This window comes from Pseudomonas azerbaijanorientalis, assembly GCF_019139795.1.
GTDB classification, from domain to species: domain Bacteria; phylum Pseudomonadota; class Gammaproteobacteria; order Pseudomonadales; family Pseudomonadaceae; genus Aquipseudomonas; species Aquipseudomonas laurylsulfatiphila.
The window spans coordinates 1-21,427 of record NZ_CP077078.1; the positions used below are offsets into that span (position 1 = coordinate 1).

Below are 21,427 nucleotides of genomic sequence, written 5' to 3' on the forward strand. Positions count from 1 at the left end.
ATGTCCCGACTCAATCCCCGGCAGCAAGAAGCCGTGAGCTACGTCGGCGGCCCTCTTTTGGTGCTCGCCGGTGCAGGCTCCGGCAAGACCAGTGTGATCACGCGCAAAATCGCGCACCTGATCCAGAACTGCGGCATCCGCGCCCAGTACATCGTCGCCATGACCTTTACCAACAAGGCTGCCCGCGAGATGAAGGAACGGGTCGGCACCCTGCTGCGTGCCGGTGAAGGTCGCGGGCTGACGGTCTGCACCTTCCACAACCTGGGCCTGAACATCATCCGCAAGGAACACGTGCGGCTGGGCTACAAACCGGGCTTCTCGATCTTCGACGAGACTGACGTCAAAGCCCTGATGACCGACATCATGCAGAAGGAATACTCGGGCGACGACGGTGTCGACGAGATCAAGAACATGATCGGCGCCTGGAAAAACGACCTGATCCTGCCGGCCCAGGCCCTGGAAAACGCACGCAATCCCAAGGAGCAGACCGCCGCCATCGTCTACACCCACTACCAGCGCACGCTCAAGGCGTTCAACGCAGTGGACTTCGACGACCTGATCCTGCTGCCGGTGAAGCTGTTCGAAGAACACGCCGACATCCTGGAAAAGTGGCAGAACAAGGTGCGCTACCTGCTGGTGGACGAATACCAGGACACCAACGCCAGCCAGTATTTGCTGGTGAAAATGCTCATCGGCAAACGGAACCAGTTCACCGTGGTGGGCGACGATGACCAGTCGATCTACGCCTGGCGCGGTGCCCGCCCGGAAAACCTGATGCTGCTCAAGGAGGACTACCCGTCCTTGAAAGTGGTGATGCTGGAGCAGAACTACCGCTCCACCAGCCGCATCCTGCGCTGTGCCAACGTGCTGATCTCGAACAACCCCCACGAATTCGAAAAACAGCTGTGGAGTGAAATGGGTCACGGCGACGAGATCCGCGTGATCCGCTGCCGCAACGAGGACGCCGAGGCCGAGCGTGTGGCCATGGAAATCCTCAGCCTGCACTTGCGCACCGACCGGCCGTACAGCGATTTCGCGATCCTGTATCGCGGCAACTACCAGGCCAAGCTGATCGAGCTGAAATTGCAGCACCACCAGGTGCCGTATCGCCTGTCCGGCGGCAACAGCTTTTTTGGCCGTCAGGAAGTGAAAGACCTGATGGCCTACTTCCGCCTGATCGTGAACCCGGATGACGACAACGCCTTCCTGCGGGTGATCAACGTGCCGCGCCGCGAGATCGGTTCGACCACGCTGGAGAAGCTCGGTAACTACGCCACCGAGCGCAAGATCTCGATGTACGCCGCCACCGACGAAATCGGCCTGGGCGAGCATCTGGACAGCCGCTTCACCGATCGCCTGTCGCGCTTCAAGCGCTTCATGGACAGGGTGCGCGAGCAGTGCGCCGGCGAAGACCCGATCTCGGCTCTGCGCAGCATGGTCATGGACATCGACTACGAGAACTGGCTGCGCACCAACAGCTCCAGCGACAAGGCCGCCGATTACCGCATGGGTAACGTCTGGTTCCTGATCGAGGCGCTGAAGAACACCCTGGAAAAAGACGAAGAAGGCGAAATGACCGTCGAGGACGCCATCGGCAAACTCGTCCTGCGTGACATGCTCGAGCGTCAGCAGGAAGAGGAAGACGGCGCCGAAGGCGTGCAGATGATGACCTTGCATGCGTCCAAGGGCCTGGAATTCCCCTATGTGTTCATCATGGGCATGGAGGAGGAAATCCTCCCGCACCGTTCCAGCATCGAAGCCGACACCATCGAAGAAGAACGTCGCCTGGCCTACGTTGGCATTACCCGCGCGCGCCAGACCCTGGCCTTCACCTTCGCCGCCAAGCGCAAGCAGTACGGCGAGATCATCGATTGCGCGCCGAGCCGCTTCCTCGATGAGCTGCCGCCGGACGATCTGGCCTGGGAAGGCAACGACGACACACCGACCGAAGTCAAAGCCGTGCGGGGCAACAACGCATTGGCAGATATACGCGCGATGTTAAAGCGCTAGAATTGACCACTTTTATATGACCTTCGGCGCACAGGCGCCAAAAGAGGACAGCTTCATGGAAGCCCTGCACCAGAAAATTCGCGAACAAGGCATTGTGCTTTCCGACCAGGTCCTGAAAGTCGACGCCTTTTTGAACCACCAGATCGACCCGGCCCTGATGAAGCTGATCGGCGACGAATTCGCCACGCTGTTCAAGGACTCGGGCATCACCAAGATCGTCACCATCGAAGCCTCGGGCATCGCCCCGGCGATCATGACCGGTCTGAACCTCGGCGTGCCGGTGATCTTCGCCCGCAAGCACCAGTCCCTGACCCTCACCGAAAACCTGCTGTCGGCGACCGTGTACTCGTTCACCAAGCAGACCGAAAGCACTGTGGCCATCTCCCCGCGCCACCTGACCAGCAGCGACCGCGTGCTGATCATCGATGACTTTTTGGCCAACGGTAAGGCGTCCCAGGCGCTGATTTCGATCATCAAACAGGCCGGTGCGACCGTGGCTGGCCTGGGCATCGTGATCGAGAAGTCGTTCCAGGGCGGCCGTGCGGAGCTGGATTCGCAGGGTTATCGCGTGGAGTCGTTGGCTCGCGTGAAGTCGCTGGCCGATGGTGTCGTGACCTTTATCGAGTAAGCCGCCACACCGCAATTCCCCTGTGGGAGCGGGCTTGCTCGCGAAGGCGGTGTGTCAGTCGACTGGTTTTTGACTGATACACCGCCTTCGCGAGCAAGCCCGCTCCCACATTTGTTATGCACGGGTTGTTATTGCGCGGTGGCTTTCAGGCCGGTGAGCAGCAACCGCTGATACAACTCCTCCTTCAGCCCCTCCGGGCTGGCCAGCTGCATGCGCTCCAGATGCTCCGGGAACGCTGTTGCTTGCGGCGCATCCAGCGCTGCCTTGCCCAACTCCAGCACCTCGCTCAGCTTGAACTTGCTCTTGAGCCAGTTCAGTGCCCGCAATACATCTTGCTCGATCTCGGTGAAATCACAGCCCAGTGGATACTCTGGAAAAAGCAGCGGATGCCGCGCCTGGATCTCCTGCAACCGCTGCGGACTGTTATCGGTAAAGCGCGGATCGAGACAGAAGTCCTTGGGCAATTTGCCGACCTTCTGCGCCTGTTCAATCAACCCCGACTGAAAACGCGAGTCGCTGATATTGAGCAAGGCCTCGATCACTGCAGCATCGGTTTTGCCACGAAGATCGGCGATGCCATATTCGGTGACCACCATGTCCCGCAAGTGCCGGGGAATCGTGCAGTGGCCATACTCCCAGACGATGTTTGAGCTGACGTCACCGCCAGACTCACGCCAGCTGCGCAGCAGCAGCACCGAGCGCGCGCCCTGCAGTGCATGACCCTGAGCCACGAAGTTGTATTGCCCGCCTACGCCGCTGAGCACACGTCCGTCCTCGAGCTGATCCGCCACCGCGGCACCGAGCAAGGTCACGGTGAACGCGGTGTTGATGAACCGCGCATCCAGGCGCTGCAAGCGCTTGAGTTCTTCCTGCCCGTAAAGCTCATTGATGTAGCTGATGCGGGTCATGTTGAATTCGAGCCGCTTGTTTTGTGGCAACTCGCGCAGGCGTTCGTAGTAGCTGCGCGGACCGAGGAAGAAACCACCGTGCACCGAGACGCCATCGGTTTGCGCAGCCTCGTCGAGGGTGCCGGCATTCGCCTGCTGTTGGGTCGCCAGGTCCGGATAAACCTTGCGCCGCACGATCCCGGCATCAGCCAGTACCAACAAGCCATTGACGAACATTTCGCTACAGCCATACAGGCCTTTGGCGAAGGGATCGGCGCCGCCCTCGCGCTCGATCAGTTGCGCCCAGTGGCTGAGGTTTACGTCGGCCAGCAACGCCTTGTAAGCGTCGTTGTCCGCTTGCCGCGCCAGCAGCGCCGCCGTTAGCGCATCGCCCATGGCGCCGATGCCGATCTGCAACGTACCGCCGTCACGCACCAGGGTGCTGGCATGCAAGCCGATGAAATGGTCCTGACACCCCACCGGCATGTTCGGCGTGGAAAACAGCGTGGTGTGGTCTTTCTCATCGATCAGCAGGTCAAAGGTGTCGATGCCCAGTTCCGCATCGCCGGGCATGTAAGGCAGATCGTCGTGCACCTGGCCGACCATCAGGATGGTTTCTCCGGCGGTGCGGCGCTTGGCGATCATCGGCAACAGGTCGAGGGTGATGTCGGGGTTGCAGCTCAGGCTCAAGCGGTCGGGATGCTCGGCATGGCTGGCCACCAGTTGCGCCACCAGGTTCAGCCCGGCGGCATTGATGTCCCGCGCCGCATGGCTGTAGTTGCTGCTGACGTAATCCTGCTGCGCCGTGGCACTGTTGAGCAGGCTGCCGGGCTGCATGAAAAACTGCTGGATGTGGATGTTGCCCGGGAGTTGATCGCGACGCAGGTCGGCGAGGAAATCCAGCTCCGGATAATCGCCGAAAACCCGTTCGATAAAGGGCTCGAGGAAGCGCTTTTGCAATCCGTCGCCCAAGGGCGGGCGGCCCAGGCACAACGCGGTGTAGATCGTCAGCCGCCGCTCGGGCAACTGTGCGATTCGTCGATACAACGCGTTGACGAAGTGATTGGGTTTACCCAACCCCAGAGGCAAGCCCATGTGGATATGCGCCGGCAACCTTGCCAGGACGTCATCGACTGCCTGTTCGATAGAGCACAGCTGAACCATCGGATCCTCCCTCACGTTCCATGACTTGGGTTTGGACCGAGATTGCCGGGTCTTTGCTGCAATGAACAGCCTGTATCGGCCAACCGCCCGACACAAATACCTTGTAGGAGCGAGCTCGCTCGCGATGGTCGTCAACGATAACGCGGCGAGCCTGACACCCCACGGCGCCTTCGAATTCATCGCGAGCAAGCTCGCTCCTACAGGGAATGGGGGCACAAAAAAACCGTCCGAAGACGGTTTTTTGCGGAAGATCTGGCGCTTATTTCAAGCCGGACATCTTCTGGATGGCGCCTTTGAGTTCGGCGTCTGCGCAATCGGCGCAGGTGCCTTTTGGCGGCATCGCGTTGATACCGGAGATCGCTTTGGCAAGCAGACCGTCAATACCACCTTCTTTCTTGGCGCGCTCGCCCCAAGCGGCAGCATCACCGACTTTCGGTGCGCCCAACAGGCCTGAACCGTGGCAAGCGTTGCAATGTTTTGCAATCACTTCATCCGGGGTTTTTGCACCACCACCGCCGCCGGCGGAAGCGGCCACTTCCATGCCCTTGCACTCTTTACCCTGAACACAGACCTGGCCGACTGGCTCAAGGCGTTTGGCGATATCGTCGTTGGTCGCAGCCTGAGCGCTGACACTGACAGCCCATAGGGCCAATACGGTTGCTGGTGCAGCCAGCATTTTCATAATTAGGTTCACGCGTTCACCCTCAATGGTGGCTAGTCACGCCTACGGCCACGGTTCGCAGGCGGGCGCAAGTATAGCGGTAAGCCCGTCGCACTGAAACAACCCCAAAGTCGCAAGGGTCTTAGGCGGCGGCGGAAAAACGGCCCGGGCGCCTCTGCAATGCTGGCAGGACGCCTCTTTTCTTAGAAATTCGCCGGTGTGGCTGCGCTGATTAGTCGCGCAGGCGCATCGAACGGATTCCGGAAACGGTGTGGCTTGGTACTTTCAAAGTAGTAGCTATCACCGGCTTCGAGGACAAAAGTTTCGAGACCGACCACCAGCTCCAGTTTGCCTTCGACCAGGATGCCGGTTTCCTCGCCCTCATGGGTGAGCATCTCCTCACCGGTGTCGGCACCTGGCGGATAGATTTCATTGAGGAACGCGATAGCCCGGCTCGGGTGGGCCCGGCCGACCAGTTTCATGGTCACGGCACCATCGGAAATATCGATCAGCTCGTTGGCCTTGTAGACGATCTGGCTCGGCTTTTCCTGCAGGATTTCTTCGGAAAAGAACTCGACCATGGACATGGGAATCCCGCCCAACACCTTGCGCAACGAACTGATCGAAGGGCTCACGCTGTTCTTTTCGATCATCGAAATGGTGCTGTTGGTGACGCCCGCCCGTTTGGCGAGCTCACGCTGGGAAAGGCCTTTGAGCCTACGGATGGATTGCAGTCGTTCACCGACGTCCAAAGCTTGCGCCTCCAGGATTCAAAATTGTTGGAATAGTGGACGTTATCATGGCGACAGCGTTCAGTATTTACAACACCTTGACCTGAATCCTGCTCAGCGAGGCGACTTCCGGTCTGGAGCCTTGCGCACTAAGCCCCGGAATAGAGCAGTGGCACACGGCGCAGGTTGCAGAAAATCTGGTAAGGAATCGTCCCGGCTGCCATGGCTACATCGCTGGCAAGGATGTTTTTGCCCCACAACTCCACGGTCGAACCGAGACCGGCCTGCGGAACATCGGTCAGGTCGATGCAGAGCATGTCCATTGACACCCGGCCGATCAACTGGCTGCGCTGCCCGGCAACCAGCACCGGGGTGCCGGTCGGTGCCAGACGCGGGTAACCGTCGGCGTAACCCATGGCCACCACACCAATGCGCATCGGTTTGGGCGTGACGAATCTGGCGCCGTAACCGACTGGCTCGCCAGCCGGCAGTTCGCGGACACTGATGACTTTCGATTCCAGGGTCATCACGGGTTGCAAGCGTGAGGCAACTTCGTTGGCCTCTTCGAACGGCGTGGCGCCATAGAGCATGATGCCGGGACGCACCCAATCGCTCGGAATCTGCGGCCAACCGAGCACCGCCGGCGAGTTGCGCAGGCTGACCTCGGCGGACAAGCCCTTGCGCGCCGCTTCAAATACCGCCACCTGATCGGCACTGGCTTGTTCGTGCAGTTCATCGGCACGCGCAAAGTGGCTCATCAGCACTACTTTCGCGACCTTGCCGCTGGCCAGCAGCCGTTGGTAGGCCGCCTGATAATCCGCCGGATGCAGCCCCACGCGGTGCATGCCCGAATCGAGTTTCAGCCACACGGTGATCGGCTTGCTCAACGCCGCTTTCTCGATGGCTTCGAGTTGCCACAGCGAATGCACCACGCACCAGAAATCATGCTCGACGATCAGCGCCAGCTCATCGGCTTCGAAAAAACCTTCCAGCAGCAGGACCGGTGCACGAATGCCCGCCGCCCGCAGTTCCAGCGCCTCTTCGATGCAGGCCACGGCAAACCCGTCCGCCTCGGCTTCCAGCGCCTGGGCGCAACGCACCGCGCCATGGCCATAGGCATCGGCCTTGATCACCGCGAGGGCCTTGGCCCCCGTGAGTTCACGGGCGATTCGGTAGTTGTTGCGCAGGGCTTGAAGGTCGATCAGGGCACGGGCAGGGCGCATGGCGGCAGACTTCTGGTCGGGTTATCGGGAAGAAAAACCGGCGCTGGCTGACAGCGTGAACCGCCAACAGCACCGGGAGAGGGATCTGTCTGAAAGCTTATGGCAGAGCGGCTACAACTGACAGCTCGACCAGGATTTCCGGTTCGCACAATTTCGCTTCAACGGTGGCACGGGCCGGGGCGACGCCTTTTGGCAGCCAGTTGTCCCACACCGCGTTCATGCCTTCGAAATGCGCATCGATGTCTTTCAGGTAAATCGTCACCGACAGCAGGTTGTGCTTGTCGGTGCCGGCCAGATCGAGCAAACGCTCGATGTTGGCGAGGGTTTCACGGGTCTGCTGTTTAATCCCGGCGTTCATGTCGTCGCCTACCTGTCCGGCCAGGTAAACCGTGCCGTTATGGGTGACGATCTGACTCATGCGCTCATTGGTGAGCTGGCGCTGGACTGACATGTTTTGCAGACTCCTGGGTTTTGTTGCCATAACGGGAAATATCGAGGCCTTCGGCGCTGATCTGCGGCTTTTTCTTCGCCATCAGGTCAGCCAGCAAACGGCCGGAGCCACAGGCCATGGTCCAGCCGAGCGTGCCGTGACCGGTGTTGAGGAACAGGTTCTTGAACGGAGTGGCACCGACAATCGGGGTGCCGTCCGGGGTGGTCGGACGCAGGCCGGTCCAGAAGCTGGCCTGGGCCAGATCGCCGCCCTGAGGATAAAGATCGTTGACGATCATCTCCAGGGTTTCCCGGCGACGCGGGTTCAGCGACAGGTCAAAACCGGCAATCTCGGCCATGCCGCCGACGCGGATGCGGTTGTCGAAACGGGTGATCGCGACCTTGTAGGTCTCGTCGAGAATGGTCGAGGTCGGGGCCATCGCCGAGTTGGTGATCGGCACAGTCAGGGAGTAGCCCTTGAGCGGGTACACCGGCGCCTTGATCCCCAGCGGCTTGAGCAGTTGTGGCGAGTAGCTGCCGAGAGCAAGCACGTAGCGGTCGGCAGTTTCCAGCTTGCCGTCGATCCACACGCCATTGATGCGGTCACCGGCGAAGTCCAGGCGCTGAATGTCCTGGCCGAAGCGGAATTGCACGCCGAGGTTCGCGGCCATTTCTGCGAGCTTGGTGGTGAACATCTGGCAGTCGCCAGTCTGGTCGTTCGGCAGGCGCAGGGCACCGGCGAGGATGTCAGTCACGCTGGCCAGCGCCGGTTCAACGCGAGCGATGCCTTCGCGGTCGAGCAGTTCGAACGGCACGCCGGACTCTTTCAGCACCGCGATGTCTTTCGCAGCGCCGTCCAGCTGGGCCTGGGTGCGGAACAGTTGGGTCGTACCAAGGCTGCGGCCTTCGTAGGCGATGCCGGTTTCAGCGCGCAGTTCATCGAGGCAGTCACGGCTGTACTCGGACAGACGGACCATGCGCTCCTTGTTCACCGCATAACGGCTGGCGGTGCAGTTGCGCAGCATCTGTGCCATCCACAGGTACTGGTCGATGTCGGCAGTGGCCTTGATTGCCAGGGGCGCGTGGCGCTGCAACAGCCACTTGATGGCCTTGAGCGGCACACCCGGTGCAGCCCACGGCGAGGCATAACCCGGCGAGACCTGCCCGGCGTTGGCGAAACTGGTCTCCATGGCAGCAGCCGGCTGCCGGTCGACGACCACCACTTCAAACCCGGCACGGGCCAGATAATAAGCACTGGTGGTACCGATGACGCCGCTGCCCAAGACCATGACGCGCATTTTCATATCCCTCATCGCGGCTAACCGCTGACGTTTGTTGTTCAGAGCTTTAGATGCGCGCAGTGTAAAAAAGATTTGCCAGTGCTTTTCACTATATAAGCGCCTATATTTGGCGACAATTCTCGGCAAAAACCCTTTTCACGGAGGCGCATCCCCTATGCGGACCAACACTCAGACTAAACGTGAGCTGGACAAGATCGACCGCAACATCCTGCGGATCCTGCAAGCGGACGGGCGGATTTCCTTTACCGAGCTTGGGGAAAAGGTCGGGCTCTCGACCACGCCCTGTACTGAGCGGGTCCGGCGACTGGAGCGCGAGGGGATCATCATGGGCTACAACGCCAGGCTAAACCCGCAACATCTGAAGGGTAGTCTGCTGGTGTTCGTCGAGATCAGCCTGGATTACAAATCCGGCGACACTTTCGAAGAGTTCCGACGCGCGGTGCTGAAATTGCCCCATGTACTGGAGTGCCATCTGGTGTCAGGGGATTTCGACTACCTGGTGAAGGCGCGGATTTCCGAGATGGCCTCGTACCGCAAATTGCTGGGCGACATCCTGCTCAAGCTGCCCCATGTGCGGGAGTCCAAGAGCTATATCGTGATGGAAGAGGTGAAGGAGAGTTTGACCCTGCCGATTCCGGATTGAGATTGGCGGAGTCTGTTCAGCCGCTTTCGCGAGCAAGCCCGCTCCCACAGTTGATCGCAGCCGTACACAAATCTGTGGCCACTGAAGATCCAATGTGAGAGCGGGCTTGCTCGCGAAGGCAGCGACTCGGTCTATCTAGACCAGCACTTGCCGGGTGCTGGCCATGTACTCGAACACCTGCTTCTCCACCCGCGGATGAATCAACTCCACTGGCCCGCGCCCATTGGGGCATGGCAAGGTCTTGGTGGTGCCGAACAACCGGCAGATCAGCGGCCGTTCGTCATACACAGTGCAGCCATTGGGCCCCAGATGCACACAGTTGAGCTCTTCCATGGCGGCATCCTGCTCGGCGCGCGTCTTGCGCGGCAGGCGCGACATTTCTTCCGGCGAGGTGGTCACCGGCCCGCAGCAGTCATGGCAGCCGGGCACGCACTCGAACGAAGGAATCTGTTGGCGCAATGTGCGGATTGTCTGGCTGTTGCAGCTCATTGCAGCGGTGACCCAAAGCGGAATAGAGCGCGATTCTGACGCAAAATCCCCGATCCAGACAGTACCAGCCGACCAATGTTGCCCGTCCGGGAAGGTCCGGCATATGCTCCGTCAAATTTTCTAAACGCAAGAATCAGGAACACGCACATGACCCCCCGTGCTCAACAGCCTGCTCTGAACCACACCGCGTCCTACTACGCCGCCACCAGCCTGCCGCAGCCCGAACTTCCGGTGCTCAAAGGCGAAGTGCGGGCCGATGTCTGCGTGGTGGGCGGCGGTTTTTCGGGGTTGAACACGGCGCTTGAGCTGGCCGAACGCGGCCTCAGCGTGGTGTTGCTTGAAGCCCACAGAATCGGTTGGGGCGCCAGTGGACGCAATGGCGGGCAACTGATTCGCGGCGTCGGCCACGGCCTCGATCAGTTCGCCAACGTCATCGGTGCCGATGGCGTGCGGCAAATGAAACTCATGGGCCTGGAAGCCGTGGAAATCGTCCGGCAACGGGTCGAGCGCTTCCAGATCCCCTGCGACCTGACCTGGGGTTACTGCGACCTCGCCAACAAGCCCCGTGACCTTGAAGGGTTCGCCGAGGATGCCGAAGAACTGCGCAGCCTCGGGTATCGCTACGAGACCCGTTTGCTGCAAGCCAATGAGATGCACACCGTGGTCGGCTCCACACGGTACGTCGGTGGCCTGATCGATATGGGCTCGGGGCACCTGCATCCACTGAACCTGGCCTTGGGCGAAGCGGCGGCTGCGCAACGACTGGGGGTCCGACTGTTCGAGCAGTCGGCCGTGACCCGCATCGACTATGGCCCCGAGGTCAAGGCCCATACCGCCGAGGGCTCGGTGCGAGCCAAGACCCTGGTGCTGGGCTGCAACGCCTACCTCAACAACCTCAACCCGGAACTCAGCGGTAAAGTCCTGCCCGCCGGCAGCTACATCATCGCCACCGAACCACTGGGCGAAGAACAGGCCCACGCCCTGCTGCCGCAGAACATGGCGGTCTGTGACCAACGGGTGGCGCTGGACTACTACCGGCTCTCGGCGGACCGGCGCCTGCTGTTTGGCGGCGCTTGCCATTACTCCGGCCGCGACCCGAAAGACATCGCCGCGTACATGCGTCCGAAAATGCTCGAAGTCTTTCCGCAACTGTCTGGTGTGAAGATCGACTATCAATGGGGCGGCATGATCGGCATCGGCGCCAACCGCCTGCCGCAGATCGGGCGGCTCAAGGACCAGCCGAACGTGTATTACGCCCAGGCCTATTCAGGTCATGGCGTGAATGCCACGCACCTGGCCGGCAAACTGCTGGCCGAAGCCATCAGCGGCCAGCACAGCGGCGGCTTCGATCTGTTCGCCAGGGTGCCGCACATCACCTTCCCCGGCGGCAAGCATTTGCGCTCACCGTTGCTGGCGTTGGGGATGTTGTGGCATCGGCTCAAAGAGTTGGTCTGAAGGATTGTCGGTGTCAGCTCTAACGCCTTCGCGGGCAAGCCCGCTCCCACTGGGTAAATGATGGTGTTCACAAAATTTGCGCTCACCGCCGGTCCTTGTGGGAGCGGGCTTGCCCGCGATGAGGCCCTGAAGAAAACTGCAACATTCAGATCCGCCAGAAAGGCTTCAGCCCCTCCTCCAACGCCTGCTCCCGCGTCAGCCCGATATCCTTGAGCTGATCCGGTGTCAGCGCCAGCAACGCCTTGCGCGTGTGCAGCCGACGCCAGAACTGATCCCAACGACTCAGGCCGGACGACGCATTGTGCATGCCCGCCTCCCGCGCGCCGTTGTTCTGCCCTGTCGCCAGTTCCTGACTGTGTAATGTCAGCCGCACATCGCTCAAACCGTTCATCTTGGATGCTCCTGTTTACTTGGGTAGCCAGAGGTTCCATGATGCGCGGGCGGGAAAAAGCATTACAGATTCAAAGCAACTGTATTAACTCCATACAGTTTTGCCGATTCCGCCACTGAATCCCGTTTTTTCGTCTGATCTGTACTGGTTAACCGAATCATCCCTATCGAGGCTGCACCATGACCCTTTACGTCAACCTGGCCGAATTGCTCGGCACGCGTATCGAACAGGGCTTCTATCGCCCCGGTGACCGGCTGCCCTCGGTACGGGCGCTGAGCGTCGAGCACGGCGTCAGCCTGAGCACGGTGCAGCAGGCCTATCGGGTACTGGAAGATAGCGGGCTGGCCATGCCACGTCCCAAGTCCGGGTACTTTGTCCCGGCCAGCCGCGAACTGCCGGATTTGCCGGCAGTCGGTCGCCCGGCCCAACGGCCGGTGGACATCTCCCAATGGGATCAGGTGCTGGAGTTGATTCGCGCCGTGCCGCGCAAAGACGTGGTGCAACTGGGCCGCGGCATGCCGGACATCACCAGTCCAACCATGAAGCCACTGTTGCGCGACCTGGCACGGATCAGCCGGCGGCAGGACATGCCCGGTCTGTATTACGACAACATCCACGGCAACCTCGAACTGCGCGAACAAATCGCCCGCCTGATGCTCGATTCCGGCTGCCAGTTGGGTGCCAGCGACCTGGTAGTAACCACCGGTTGCCACGAAGCGCTGTCCACCAGCATTCGCGCGATCTGCGAACCGGGAGACATTGTGGCGGTGGACTCGCCGAGTTTTCACGGTGCGATGCAGACCCTCAAGGGCCTGGGCATGAAGGCTCTGGAAATCCCCACCGATCCGTTGACCGGCATCAGCCTCGAAGCGCTGGAGCTGGCCCTGGAGCAGTGGCCGATCAAGGTCATACAGTTGACCCCCAACTGCAACAATCCTTTGGGCTACATCATGCCGGAGTCGCGCAAACGCTCGCTGTTGACGCTTGCCCAGCGCTATGACGTGGCGATCATCGAGGACGATGTGTATGGCGAACTGGCCTACACCTATCCACGCCCGCGCACGATCAAGTCCTTCGACGAGGACGGTCGCGTCATGTTGTGCAGTTCGTTTTCCAAGACCCTGGCACCGGGCCTGCGCATCGGCTGGGTCGCGCCCGGCCGCTATCTGGAACGGGTGCTGCACATGAAATACATCAGCACCGGCTCCACCGCGCCGCAACCGCAGATCGCCATTGCCGAATTTCTCAAGGGCGGCCATTTCGAACCGCATTTGCGGCGGATGCGCACGCAATACCAGCGCAATCGCGACATGATGATCGATTGGGTGACCCGCTATTTCCCGGCCGGCACCCGTGCCAGTCGCCCACAAGGCAGCTTCATGCTGTGGGTCGAACTGCCGGAAGGCTTCGACACCCTGAAACTGAATCGCGCCTTGCACGACCAGGGCGTACAGATTGCAGTGGGCAGTATTTTTTCCGCCTCGGGCAAGTACCGCAATTGCCTGCGCATGAACTACGCTGCCAAGCCAACACCGCAGATCGAAGAGGCGGTGCGCAAGGTCGGTGCGACAGCGATCAAACTGCTGGCGGAAACCGATCAGCTCAGCGACTGACTTTTATTCTGGATTCAGCGTCCATATGCCTGACTATGCCGCCAAACGGAACGCCCCTACGTGAGAGTCAGACAGCCCCTGCTTGCTCTTGTGCTACTCGCCTCGTTCCTGGGCGGTTGCGCCAGCCTCGATGTACAGCGTGTACCGAGCCAGGCGCTGCCGGCTTCAGACTCCGCATTCGGCCGCTCGGTCCAGGCACAGGCCGCGCCTTACAAGGGACAATCGGGTTTCCGCCTGCTATCGGACAGCACCGAGGCCTTCACCGCCCGTGCCGAATTGATCCGCAATGCCCAAAGCAGCCTCGATTTGCAGTATTACATCGTCCACGACGGCATCAGCACGCGCATGTTGATCGAGGAATTGCTCAAGGCCGCCGACCGGGGCGTGCGGGTGCGGGTACTGCTTGATGACATGACCAGCGACGGCCTGGACCGCGTCATTGCCACCCTCGCCGCGCACCCGCAAATCCAGATCCGCGTGTTCAATCCGCTGAACCTGGGCCGCAGTACGGGGGTGACACGTACCGTAGGCCGGCTGCTCAACCTGTCGCAACAGCATCGACGCATGCATAACAAGTTGTGGCTGGCGGACAGCAGCATGGCCATCGTCGGCGGGCGAAATCTGGGGGATGAGTACTACGATGCCGAGCCCAACATGAATTTCACCGACATCGACTTGCTCGGTGTCGGCCCGGTTGCCGAGCAACTCGGGCACAGTTTCGACCAATACTGGAACAGCGCCCTGAGCAAGCCGATCGACGAATTCCTGTCGAGCAAACCCACCCTGCGCGACCTGGAAAACACCCGCGCCCGACTGGAAGAGTCCCTTGCGGAAACCCGCAGGCAGGATCACGCACTCTACAAACACTTGATGACCTTCACCACCCATCCGCGCCTGGACATCTGGCGCCGCGAACTGATCTGGGCCTGGAACCAGGCATTGTGGGATGCGCCGAGCAAGGTACTGGCCAAGGGCGAGCCCGACCCGCAGTTGCTGCTGACCACACAATTGGCGCCTGAACTCGACGGCGTCCGCAAAGAGCTGATCATGGTCTCGGCCTACTTTGTACCCGGCCAACCGGGGCTCGTGTACCTGACCGGGCGCGCCGATGCCGGCGTTTCGGTGAGGTTGCTGACCAATTCACTGGAAGCCACGGACGTGCCCGCGGTTCACGGTGGTTATGCGCCCTATCGCAGGGCATTGCTGGAACACGGCGTGAAGCTGTACGAATTGCGTCGCCAACCCGGCGAGGGAGGCGGCAGCGGTAGCGGGCCGCATCTGTTTTCCAGCAGTTCCTATCGCGGCTCTGATTCCAGCCTGCACAGCAAAGCGATGATCTTCGACCAGCAAAAATCCTTTATCGGCTCGTTCAATTTCGATCCGCGCTCAGTGCTGTGGAACACCGAGGTCGGCGTGTTGGTGGACAGCCCGGAATTGGCTGCACGGGTCCGCGAACTGGCGCTGCAGGGCATGGCGCCAGCCCTGAGCTATCAAGTGGAGCTGGAAAACGGTCAGATTGTCTGGAGCACGGAAGACGACGGAAAAATGCACACCCTGACCAAGGAGCCAGGGAGCTGGTGGCGTCGTTTCAATGCGTGGCTGAGCAACATGGTTGGGCTGGAGCGGATGTTGTAGCTCCCTCAAAAGATCGCAGCCCTGTAGGAGCTGCCGAAGGCTGCGATCTTTTGATCTTTTGAGCTATGCCGGTTGCGCAGCACCAAACGCCCCTTGCCGCGACACCACAATCAAAACGCCCAAGGCCCCGACCGCCATCAGCAACGGTAACGCATGGCCGCTGATCCACTGGCTGCCGGCGCCCGCCAACAGCGGCCCGATCAGACAACCGATGCCCCACAACTGAGCGATGTGCGCGTTGGCCCGCACCAGCGCATCGTCGCGATAACGCTCGCCGATGAGGATCAGCGACAAGGTGAACAAGCCGCCGGCACTGGCGCCAAACAGGACCCACAGCGGCCAGATCAGCAGCGTATCGATCAGCATCGGAATCGCCAGGCTAGACACCAGCAAGATGACTGCGCAGCCGGTAAACAACGCCCGGCGCGACAAGCGATCGGCCAACGCACCAATCGGCAACTGCAGCACCGCATCGCCGACCACCACCGTACTGACCATCGCCAGCGCGATCTCCGTGGTGAAACCCTGGCGCAGGCAATAGACCGGCAGCAGGGTCAGAATCATCGCCTCGAACGCAGCGAACAGCGACACCGCCCAGGCAATCGCCGGCAGGCCACGACAGAAAGCGAGCAAATCACTCAAGGTCACGCTGCTGGCTTCGCTGCTCGGTGCACCACTGCGGCCCAGCAACAGGAACGGAGCCGCCATCAGCAAACCGACACCCACCCAAAAGCCATAATCGTGTTCGGTACCGAGAAACCCCAGCAACACCGGGCCTGCCAGCTGACTCAGCGCATAGCTGCTGCCATACAGCGCCACCAGCCGCCCGCGCCACTCCTCGACCACCAATTGATTGATCCAGCTTTCACCGATAATGAATACGAGGGTCAGGATCACCCCTATCATCAACCGCAGCACCAACCAGACCGGATAACTCGGCAACAGCGCCAGCAATCCGATCGAAACCGCCCCGGCCCACAGGCACAGGCGCATCAGATTGGCGGTGCCGAATCGTGCCGCCAGATGGCTGGAGATTTTCGCCCCCAACAAGACGCCAATGGCCGGCATCGCGGCCATGACGCCAATGGCAAACGAGCCGTAGCCCCAGCTCTCCAGGCGAAACGACACCAGCGGCATGCTGACGCCCAGGGCCAGGCCGACACTCAGGACAGATGCCAAGACGGCGAAATAAGTCGCCCAACGCATGTTCCACGCTCCTGTGGATTGATTTTTCTTCAGGACACACAAAACAAATGTGGGAGCGGGCTTGCTCGCGAAGAGGCCATCACATCCAACATCAATGTTGGCTGATACACCGCCTTCGCGAGCAAGCCCGCTCCCACAAGGGATCTGCGTCGTTCGGGAGGCCTGCTGCCTCCCTCACGAGCTTAAAGCTTGATCCAGGTCGCCTTCAGCTCGGTGTACTTGTCGAACGCGTGCAGGGACTTGTCGCGACCGTTGCCGGACTGCTTGAAGCCACCGAACGGAGCGGTCATGTCGCCGCCATCGTACTGGTTGACCCACACGCTACCGGCACGCAGTGCGCGGGCGGTGAGGTGAGCCTTGGAAATGTCGGCAGTCCAGACCGCAGCGGCCAGACCGTACGGCGTGTCGTTGGCGATCGCGATGGCCTCTTCGGCGCTGTCGAATGCGATGACCGACAGTACCGGGCCGAAGATTTCTTCCTGGGCGATTTTCATCGCATTGCTCACGCCGTCGAAAATCGTCGGCTCAACGTAAGTGCCGCCAGTTTCCTGGAGGGTACGCTTGCCACCGGCCACCAGTTTGGCGCCGTCGGCATGGCCGGACTCGATGTAGGACAGCACGGTGTTCATCTGCTGGGTATCGACCAGCGCGCCAACATTGGTCGCCGGATCCAGCGGGTTGCCCGGCTTCCAGGTTTTCAGCGCCTCGATCACCAGTGGCAGGAATTTATCCTTGATCGAACGCTCCACCAGCAGACGCGAACCGGCGGTGCAGACTTCGCCCTGGTTGAAGGCGATGGCGCCAGCAGCGGCTTCGGCAGCTTCCTGCAGGTTCGGCGCATCGGCGAAGACGATGTTCGGGCTCTTGCCGCCGGCCTCGAGCCAGACGCGCTTCATGTTCGACTCGCCGGAGTAGATCAGCAGTTGCTTGGCGATTTTGGTAGAGCCGGTGAACACCAGGGTGTCGACGTCGTTATGCAGTGCCAGAGCCTTGCCGACGGTGTGGCCGTAACCTGGCAGCACGTTCAGCACGCCTTTCGGAATCCCGGCTTCGACAGCCAGAGCTGCAATGCGGATGGCAGTCAGTGGCGATTTTTCCGACGGCTTGAGGATCACCGAGTTACCGGTGGACAGCGCCGGACCCAGTTTCCAGCACGCCATCATCAGCGGGAAGTTCCACGGCACGATGGCCCCGACCACACCGACCGGCTCACGAGTTACCAGACCCAACTGATCATGCGGGGTGGCGGCTACTTCGTCGTAGATCTTGTCGATGGCTTCGCCGCTCCAGCTCAGGGCTTGCGCCGCGCCAGGGACGTCGATGTACAGGGAGTCGCTGATTGGCTTGCCCATGTCCAGGGTTTCTAGCAGCGCAAGCTCTTCGGCGTGCTGTTTGAGCAGGCCGGCGAAACGGATTATGGTGGCTTTGCGCTTGGTCGGCGCCAGGCGCGACCAGACACCGGAATTGAACGTGGCGCGGGCGTTTTCCACGGCGCGCTGGGCATCGGCGGCGTCACAGCTGGCAATCCTGCCCAGCAGACGGCCATCGACCGGGCTGATGCACTCGAAGGTCTCGGCGGAAACGGCGTCGGTGTATTCGCCATTGATATAGGCGCGGCCTTCGATTTTCAGATCGCGGGCACGTTGTTCCCAGTCGGCACGGGTCAGGGTGGTCATGCGAGTGTCCTCCTCTTATTGATACGACACCCGCGTTCTTCGCGGGCGCTGTCAGGAATTCTGCCCGGCCAGCCTGCTTTTCGGCCCAAGGCATCCACCACCCTAAACCAGCCGCACATGAAGTTTCAATATATTTGACATAACGCCGGCAAACGGCCTTGCGATGTTCATTTTAATAAACATAGACTTTGGGCACATCAACCAACCGCGCCGCAATCACGGGGAGATAACAACAATGAACATCCAGAACGTCGTCGACTTCAGCCAGGCCACCACCGCCGCCGAGCGCTACCGCCCGGATCCGGCCAAAGTGCTCAAGGGCGACCCGGAACAAGCGGTGTACAACCACTACAACAGTCCTTGTGGTCAGTTGAATGCTGGCGTGTGGGAAGGCGAAGTCGGACAGTGGACGGTGAATTTCACCGAGCACGAGTACTGCGAGATCCTGCAAGGGGTTTCGGTGCTGCGTGACAGCGACGGCAATGCCAAGACCCTGCGTGCAGGCGACCGCTTCGTGATTCCGGCAGGATTTCGCGGCACCTGGGAGGTGCTGGAGCCGTGCCGCAAGATCTACGTAGCGTTTGAACAGAAGGCTTGAAGACTGCGTTGTCAGGGCTGGCCCCTTCGCGAGCAAGCCCGCTCCCACACTTGGTTGGCGCCGGACACAAATGTGGTGTTCACCGAAGCTCGAATGTGGGAGCGGGCTTGCTCGCGAAGGGGCCCTGACAGGCACTGCATAACCCACAGACAACAAAAAAGGCCCGTATCTCGCGATACGGGCCTTTTTCGTAAGAGAGAAAAATCAATTACTTGATTTTGCCTTCTTTGTAGATCACGTGCTTGCGAACAACCGGATCATATTTCTTGATCTCGATTTTGTCCGGGGTAGTACGCTTGTTCTTGTCGGTAGTGTAGAAGTGACCAGTACCGGCGCTCGAAATCAAACGAATCAATTCACGCATGATTAGCTCCCTTAAACCTTGCCATCGCGGCGAAGTTCGGCCAGCACGACAGTGATGCCACGCTTGTCGATGATACGCATGCCTTTGGCAGATACGCGCAGACGCACAAAACGTTTCTCTTCTTCAACCCAGAAGCGGTGATGCTGCAGGTTCGGCAGGAAACGACGACGGGTTTTGTTGTTTGCGTGGGAAATGTTATTCCCGGTTACCGGACCCTTACCGGTAACTTGACATACTCTAGACATGCCTCAGCCCTCTAAAACCACATGCCCAACCCGGCATGGGTTGGCCGCTTAATCTCTCAGTCATTTGGCGCCAGGCGCCGCGTTTCTTTAGAGGTCTTACCGGCTACACCTACAGTGAAGGAACCGGGCCCCTAGAAAAGAGCGCTGCTTTATACCAGAAAGACTGAAGAGCAACAACATTCAGTGTGCGTTGAATTCACAAAATCCCCATTTTCCGGGCTCCGAGCGCTTTGGACAAAGGCTATCGTCGATGGCGACCGCTCGTCGCAGAGAATCGGGCATTGGGCCAACCAAGGGGGTTTCTCAACCGCTGCACAGCAAAATCAGTCGCCTATAGTCCTCTCAAAATGAAAAAGGGGATAGTCATTTGCAAAAGAGCCCACTAGGGTAAGACTTTTCCAGACTGCACTTGCAGATGGGCCTTCGATCTGTAAAGGAAGCCGACCATGCGCCTCGCTGCCCTACCGCTGTTGCTCGCCCCGCTTCTGCTGAGCCCACAAGCCTTTGCCGCCGCCCTGAGCGTCTGCACCGAGGCAAGCCCTGAAGGGTTCGATGTGGTGCAGTACAACTCGTTGACCACCACCAACGCCTCGGCCGACGTGCTGATGAACCGCCTGGTGGATTTCGACACGGCCAGTGGCAAAGTGGTCGCCAGTCTCGCCGACAGCTGGGAAGTCAGCCCCGACGGCCTGATCTACGTCTTCAAGTTGCACCCGCAAGTAAAATTCCATCGCACCGAGTACTTCACCCCAACGCGCGACCTGAATGCCGAAGACGTGATTTTCAGCTTCGACCGCATGCTCGACCCGGCCAATGCGTGGCACAAAGTCGCCCAGAGCGGCTTCCCGCATGCGCAATCGATGCAGTTGCCGGCGCTGATCAAGAAAATCGACGCCCTCGACCCGCAGACCGTGCGCTTCACCCTCGACCACGCGGATTCGACCTTCCTGGCGACCCTGAGCATGGGCTTCGCCTCGATCTATTCGGCCGAGTACGCGGACAAGCTGATGAAGGCCGGCACGCCTGAAAAACTCAACAGCCAGCCGATCGGCACGGGTCCGTTCGTATTCACGCGCTTCCAGAAGGATGCTTCGGTTCGCTATAAAGCCAACCCCGACTACTTCGCCGGCAAACCCTCTGTCGATCCGCTGATCTTTGCCATCACACCGGACGCCAACGTCCGCTTGCAGAAATTGCGTCGCAATGAATGCCAGATCGCCCTGTCGCCCAAGCCTCTGGACGTACAGGAAGCGCTGAAAGAGCCGACCCTGAAAGTCGAAAAGACTGACGCGTTCATGACCGCGTTCGTCGGCATCAACAGTCAGCACCCACCGCTGGACAGGCCAGAAGTGCGTCAGGCCATCAACCTTGCCTTCGACAAGGCCAATTACATCAAAGCCGTGTTCGAAGACACCGCCGAAGCGGCCAATGGTCCGTATCCGCCGAACACCTGGAGCTATGCGAAAAGCCTTCCGGGGTATCCGCATGACGTCGAGAAGGCCAAGGCGCTGATGGCCAAGGCCGGGCTCAAGGAAGGCTTCCAGACCACCATCTGGACCCGCCCTTCCGGCAGCCTCCTGAACCCCAACCCGAGCCTCGGCGCTCAACTGCTGCAATCCGACCTGGCGGAAATCGGCATTCAGGCCGAAATCCGGGTGATCGAATGGGGCGAGCTGATCCGCCGCGCCAAGGCCGGTGAACACGACTTGCTGTTCATGGGCTGGGCCGGTGACAACGGCGATCCGGACAACTTCCTCACGCCGCAGTTTTCCTGCGCCGCGGTCAAGTCCGGCACCAACTTCGCCCGCTACTGCAATGCGGACCTGGACAAGCTGATCAGCGCCGGCAAGACCACCGGCGAGCAAGGCGTGCGCACCAAGCTCTACGAACAGGCGCAGACGCAGATCCAGCAACAGGCGCTGTGGTTGCCCCTGGCCCACCCGACGGCCTTCGCGCTGACGCGCAAGGATGTCGAGGGGTATTCGGTCAGCCCGTTCGGGCGGCAGGATTACTCCAAGGTCAGCCTCAAATAATCGACATAGGAGCCTGTAGGAGCGAGCTTGCTCGCGATGGTCGTC

General features: G+C 60.4%; 20 protein-coding genes. 8 read left to right on the forward strand and 12 right to left on the reverse strand.

Annotated elements, in window-relative coordinates:
- Complete coding sequence (rep, locus tag KSS91_RS00005; protein ID WP_007975144.1) at positions 1 to 2,010, forward strand: DNA helicase Rep; 2,010 nt, start codon at positions 1 to 3, stop codon at positions 2,008 to 2,010.
- A 55-nt stretch (positions 2,011 to 2,065) separates the two neighbouring features.
- Complete coding sequence (locus KSS91_RS00010; RefSeq protein ID WP_007975145.1) at positions 2,066 to 2,638, forward strand: xanthine phosphoribosyltransferase; 573 nt, start codon at positions 2,066 to 2,068, stop codon at positions 2,636 to 2,638.
- Positions 2,639 to 2,766: 128 nt separating this feature from the next.
- On the opposite strand, the gene KSS91_RS00015 is transcribed toward KSS91_RS00010, so the two are convergent.
- From KSS91_RS00015 to dadA, 6 genes are all read right to left on the reverse strand, one after another.
- Positions 2,767 to 4,689, reverse strand: a complete 1,923-nt coding sequence (locus KSS91_RS00015) for an acetyl-CoA hydrolase/transferase C-terminal domain-containing protein (RefSeq protein ID WP_217836703.1) — start codon at positions 4,687 to 4,689, stop codon at positions 2,767 to 2,769.
- A 259-nt stretch (positions 4,690 to 4,948) separates the two neighbouring features.
- Complete coding sequence (locus KSS91_RS00020; protein ID WP_015097352.1) at positions 4,949 to 5,371, reverse strand: c-type cytochrome; 423 nt, start codon at positions 5,369 to 5,371, stop codon at positions 4,949 to 4,951.
- Between the two features lie 182 nt (positions 5,372 to 5,553).
- A complete protein-coding gene (locus KSS91_RS00025) occupies positions 5,554 to 6,102 on the reverse strand; it encodes a cupin domain-containing protein (protein WP_015097353.1) in 549 nt (182 codons plus the stop codon).
- Between the two features lie 128 nt (positions 6,103 to 6,230).
- Positions 6,231 to 7,304, reverse strand: a complete 1,074-nt coding sequence (gene alr, locus KSS91_RS00030) for an alanine racemase (protein WP_217836704.1) — start codon at positions 7,302 to 7,304, stop codon at positions 6,231 to 6,233.
- Positions 7,305 to 7,401: 97 nt separating this feature from the next.
- Complete coding sequence (locus KSS91_RS00035) at positions 7,402 to 7,755, reverse strand: RidA family protein (protein ID WP_217836705.1); 354 nt, start codon at positions 7,753 to 7,755, stop codon at positions 7,402 to 7,404.
- Entirely contained in the window at positions 7,727 to 9,031 is a 1,305-nt protein-coding gene (gene dadA, locus KSS91_RS00040) for a D-amino acid dehydrogenase (RefSeq protein ID WP_007975154.1), read from the reverse strand. Before dadA ends, KSS91_RS00035 begins: the two co-directional genes overlap by 29 nt.
- A gap of 157 nt (positions 9,032 to 9,188) precedes the next feature.
- Here dadA and KSS91_RS00045 point away from each other — a divergent pair, with 157 nt between their 5' ends.
- Complete coding sequence (locus KSS91_RS00045; RefSeq protein ID WP_007975155.1) at positions 9,189 to 9,677, forward strand: Lrp/AsnC ligand binding domain-containing protein; 489 nt, start codon at positions 9,189 to 9,191, stop codon at positions 9,675 to 9,677.
- A gap of 135 nt (positions 9,678 to 9,812) precedes the next feature.
- On the opposite strand, the gene KSS91_RS00050 is transcribed toward KSS91_RS00045, so the two are convergent.
- On the reverse strand, positions 9,813 to 10,166 hold the full coding sequence (locus KSS91_RS00050) for a YkgJ family cysteine cluster protein (protein WP_007975156.1): 354 nt from the start codon (positions 10,164 to 10,166) through the stop codon (positions 9,813 to 9,815).
- A gap of 147 nt (positions 10,167 to 10,313) precedes the next feature.
- Here KSS91_RS00050 and KSS91_RS00055 point away from each other — a divergent pair, with 147 nt between their 5' ends.
- Positions 10,314 to 11,621, forward strand: a complete 1,308-nt coding sequence (locus tag KSS91_RS00055; protein WP_217836706.1) for an NAD(P)/FAD-dependent oxidoreductase — start codon at positions 10,314 to 10,316, stop codon at positions 11,619 to 11,621.
- Positions 11,622 to 11,766: 145 nt separating this feature from the next.
- Here KSS91_RS00055 and KSS91_RS00060 read toward each other — a convergent pair whose 3' ends face one another.
- Positions 11,767 to 12,012, reverse strand: coding sequence for a DUF1127 domain-containing protein (locus tag KSS91_RS00060; RefSeq protein ID WP_015097356.1), 246 nt, complete (start codon positions 12,010 to 12,012; stop codon positions 11,767 to 11,769).
- Between the two features lie 179 nt (positions 12,013 to 12,191).
- Between KSS91_RS00060 and KSS91_RS00065 the strand changes: the two genes are divergently transcribed.
- A complete protein-coding gene (locus tag KSS91_RS00065) occupies positions 12,192 to 13,625 on the forward strand; it encodes an aminotransferase-like domain-containing protein (protein ID WP_217836707.1) in 1,434 nt (477 codons plus the stop codon).
- A gap of 60 nt (positions 13,626 to 13,685) precedes the next feature.
- Entirely contained in the window at positions 13,686 to 15,260 is a 1,575-nt protein-coding gene (locus KSS91_RS00070) for a phospholipase D family protein (protein WP_126048286.1), read from the forward strand.
- A 63-nt stretch (positions 15,261 to 15,323) separates the two neighbouring features.
- Here KSS91_RS00070 and KSS91_RS00075 read toward each other — a convergent pair whose 3' ends face one another.
- Both KSS91_RS00075 and KSS91_RS00080 read right to left on the reverse strand, forming a co-directional pair.
- Complete coding sequence (locus tag KSS91_RS00075; protein WP_217836708.1) at positions 15,324 to 16,466, reverse strand: MFS transporter; 1,143 nt, start codon at positions 16,464 to 16,466, stop codon at positions 15,324 to 15,326.
- A gap of 182 nt (positions 16,467 to 16,648) precedes the next feature.
- Entirely contained in the window at positions 16,649 to 18,142 is a 1,494-nt protein-coding gene (locus KSS91_RS00080; protein WP_217836709.1) for an aldehyde dehydrogenase, read from the reverse strand.
- Positions 18,143 to 18,377: 235 nt separating this feature from the next.
- Here KSS91_RS00080 and KSS91_RS00085 point away from each other — a divergent pair, with 235 nt between their 5' ends.
- The gene (locus KSS91_RS00085; protein ID WP_095964331.1) at positions 18,378 to 18,740 is read left to right on the forward strand and encodes a cupin domain-containing protein; all 363 of its coding nucleotides are present in this window, start codon (positions 18,378 to 18,380) and stop codon (positions 18,738 to 18,740) included.
- A gap of 208 nt (positions 18,741 to 18,948) precedes the next feature.
- On the opposite strand, the gene rpmG is transcribed toward KSS91_RS00085, so the two are convergent.
- Positions 18,949 to 19,104: a 50S ribosomal protein L33 gene (gene rpmG, locus KSS91_RS00090; protein WP_003177274.1), complete on the reverse strand. Its 156-nt coding sequence runs from the start codon at positions 19,102 to 19,104 to the stop codon at positions 18,949 to 18,951.
- A gap of 11 nt (positions 19,105 to 19,115) precedes the next feature.
- Positions 19,116 to 19,349, reverse strand: a complete 234-nt coding sequence (rpmB, locus tag KSS91_RS00095) for a 50S ribosomal protein L28 (protein WP_007975166.1) — start codon at positions 19,347 to 19,349, stop codon at positions 19,116 to 19,118.
- Positions 19,350 to 19,795: 446 nt separating this feature from the next.
- Between rpmB and KSS91_RS00100 the strand changes: the two genes are divergently transcribed.
- On the forward strand, positions 19,796 to 21,382 hold the full coding sequence (locus tag KSS91_RS00100; protein WP_217836710.1) for an ABC transporter substrate-binding protein: 1,587 nt from the start codon (positions 19,796 to 19,798) through the stop codon (positions 21,380 to 21,382).
- Positions 21,383 to 21,427: the final 45 nt, after the last annotated feature.

Excerpts from the sequence above, each read along its gene's own strand:
- KSS91_RS00035 (WP_217836705.1), bottom strand. The coding sequence starts at position 7,755 with ATGTCAGTCCAGCGCCAGCTCACCAATGAGCGCATGAGTCAGATCGTC.
- rep (WP_007975144.1), top strand. The coding sequence starts at position 1 with ATGTCCCGACTCAATCCCCGGCAGCAAGAAGCCGTGAGCTACGTCGGC.
- KSS91_RS00085 (WP_095964331.1), top strand. The coding sequence starts at position 18,378 with ATGAACATCCAGAACGTCGTCGACTTCAGCCAGGCCACCACCGCCGCC.
- KSS91_RS00075 (WP_217836708.1), bottom strand. The coding sequence starts at position 16,466 with ATGCGTTGGGCGACTTATTTCGCCGTCTTGGCATCTGTCCTGAGTGTC.
- KSS91_RS00080 (WP_217836709.1), bottom strand. The coding sequence starts at position 18,142 with ATGACCACCCTGACCCGTGCCGACTGGGAACAACGTGCCCGCGATCTG.
- KSS91_RS00060 (WP_015097356.1), bottom strand. The coding sequence starts at position 12,012 with ATGAACGGTTTGAGCGATGTGCGGCTGACATTACACAGTCAGGAACTG.
- rpmG (WP_003177274.1), bottom strand. The coding sequence starts at position 19,104 with ATGCGTGAATTGATTCGTTTGATTTCGAGCGCCGGTACTGGTCACTTC.
- alr (WP_217836704.1), bottom strand. The coding sequence starts at position 7,304 with ATGCGCCCTGCCCGTGCCCTGATCGACCTTCAAGCCCTGCGCAACAAC.
- KSS91_RS00010 (WP_007975145.1), top strand. The coding sequence starts at position 2,066 with ATGGAAGCCCTGCACCAGAAAATTCGCGAACAAGGCATTGTGCTTTCC.
- dadA (WP_007975154.1), bottom strand. The coding sequence starts at position 9,031 with ATGCGCGTCATGGTCTTGGGCAGCGGCGTCATCGGTACCACCAGTGCT.
- KSS91_RS00065 (WP_217836707.1), top strand. The coding sequence starts at position 12,192 with ATGACCCTTTACGTCAACCTGGCCGAATTGCTCGGCACGCGTATCGAA.
- KSS91_RS00055 (WP_217836706.1), top strand. The coding sequence starts at position 10,314 with ATGACCCCCCGTGCTCAACAGCCTGCTCTGAACCACACCGCGTCCTAC.
- KSS91_RS00020 (WP_015097352.1), bottom strand. The coding sequence starts at position 5,371 with ATGAAAATGCTGGCTGCACCAGCAACCGTATTGGCCCTATGGGCTGTC.
- KSS91_RS00015 (WP_217836703.1), bottom strand. The coding sequence starts at position 4,689 with ATGGTTCAGCTGTGCTCTATCGAACAGGCAGTCGATGACGTCCTGGCA.
- rpmB (WP_007975166.1), bottom strand. The coding sequence starts at position 19,349 with ATGTCTAGAGTATGTCAAGTTACCGGTAAGGGTCCGGTAACCGGGAAT.
- KSS91_RS00045 (WP_007975155.1), top strand. The coding sequence starts at position 9,189 with ATGCGGACCAACACTCAGACTAAACGTGAGCTGGACAAGATCGACCGC.
- KSS91_RS00050 (WP_007975156.1), bottom strand. The coding sequence starts at position 10,166 with ATGAGCTGCAACAGCCAGACAATCCGCACATTGCGCCAACAGATTCCT.
- KSS91_RS00100 (WP_217836710.1), top strand. The coding sequence starts at position 19,796 with ATGCGCCTCGCTGCCCTACCGCTGTTGCTCGCCCCGCTTCTGCTGAGC.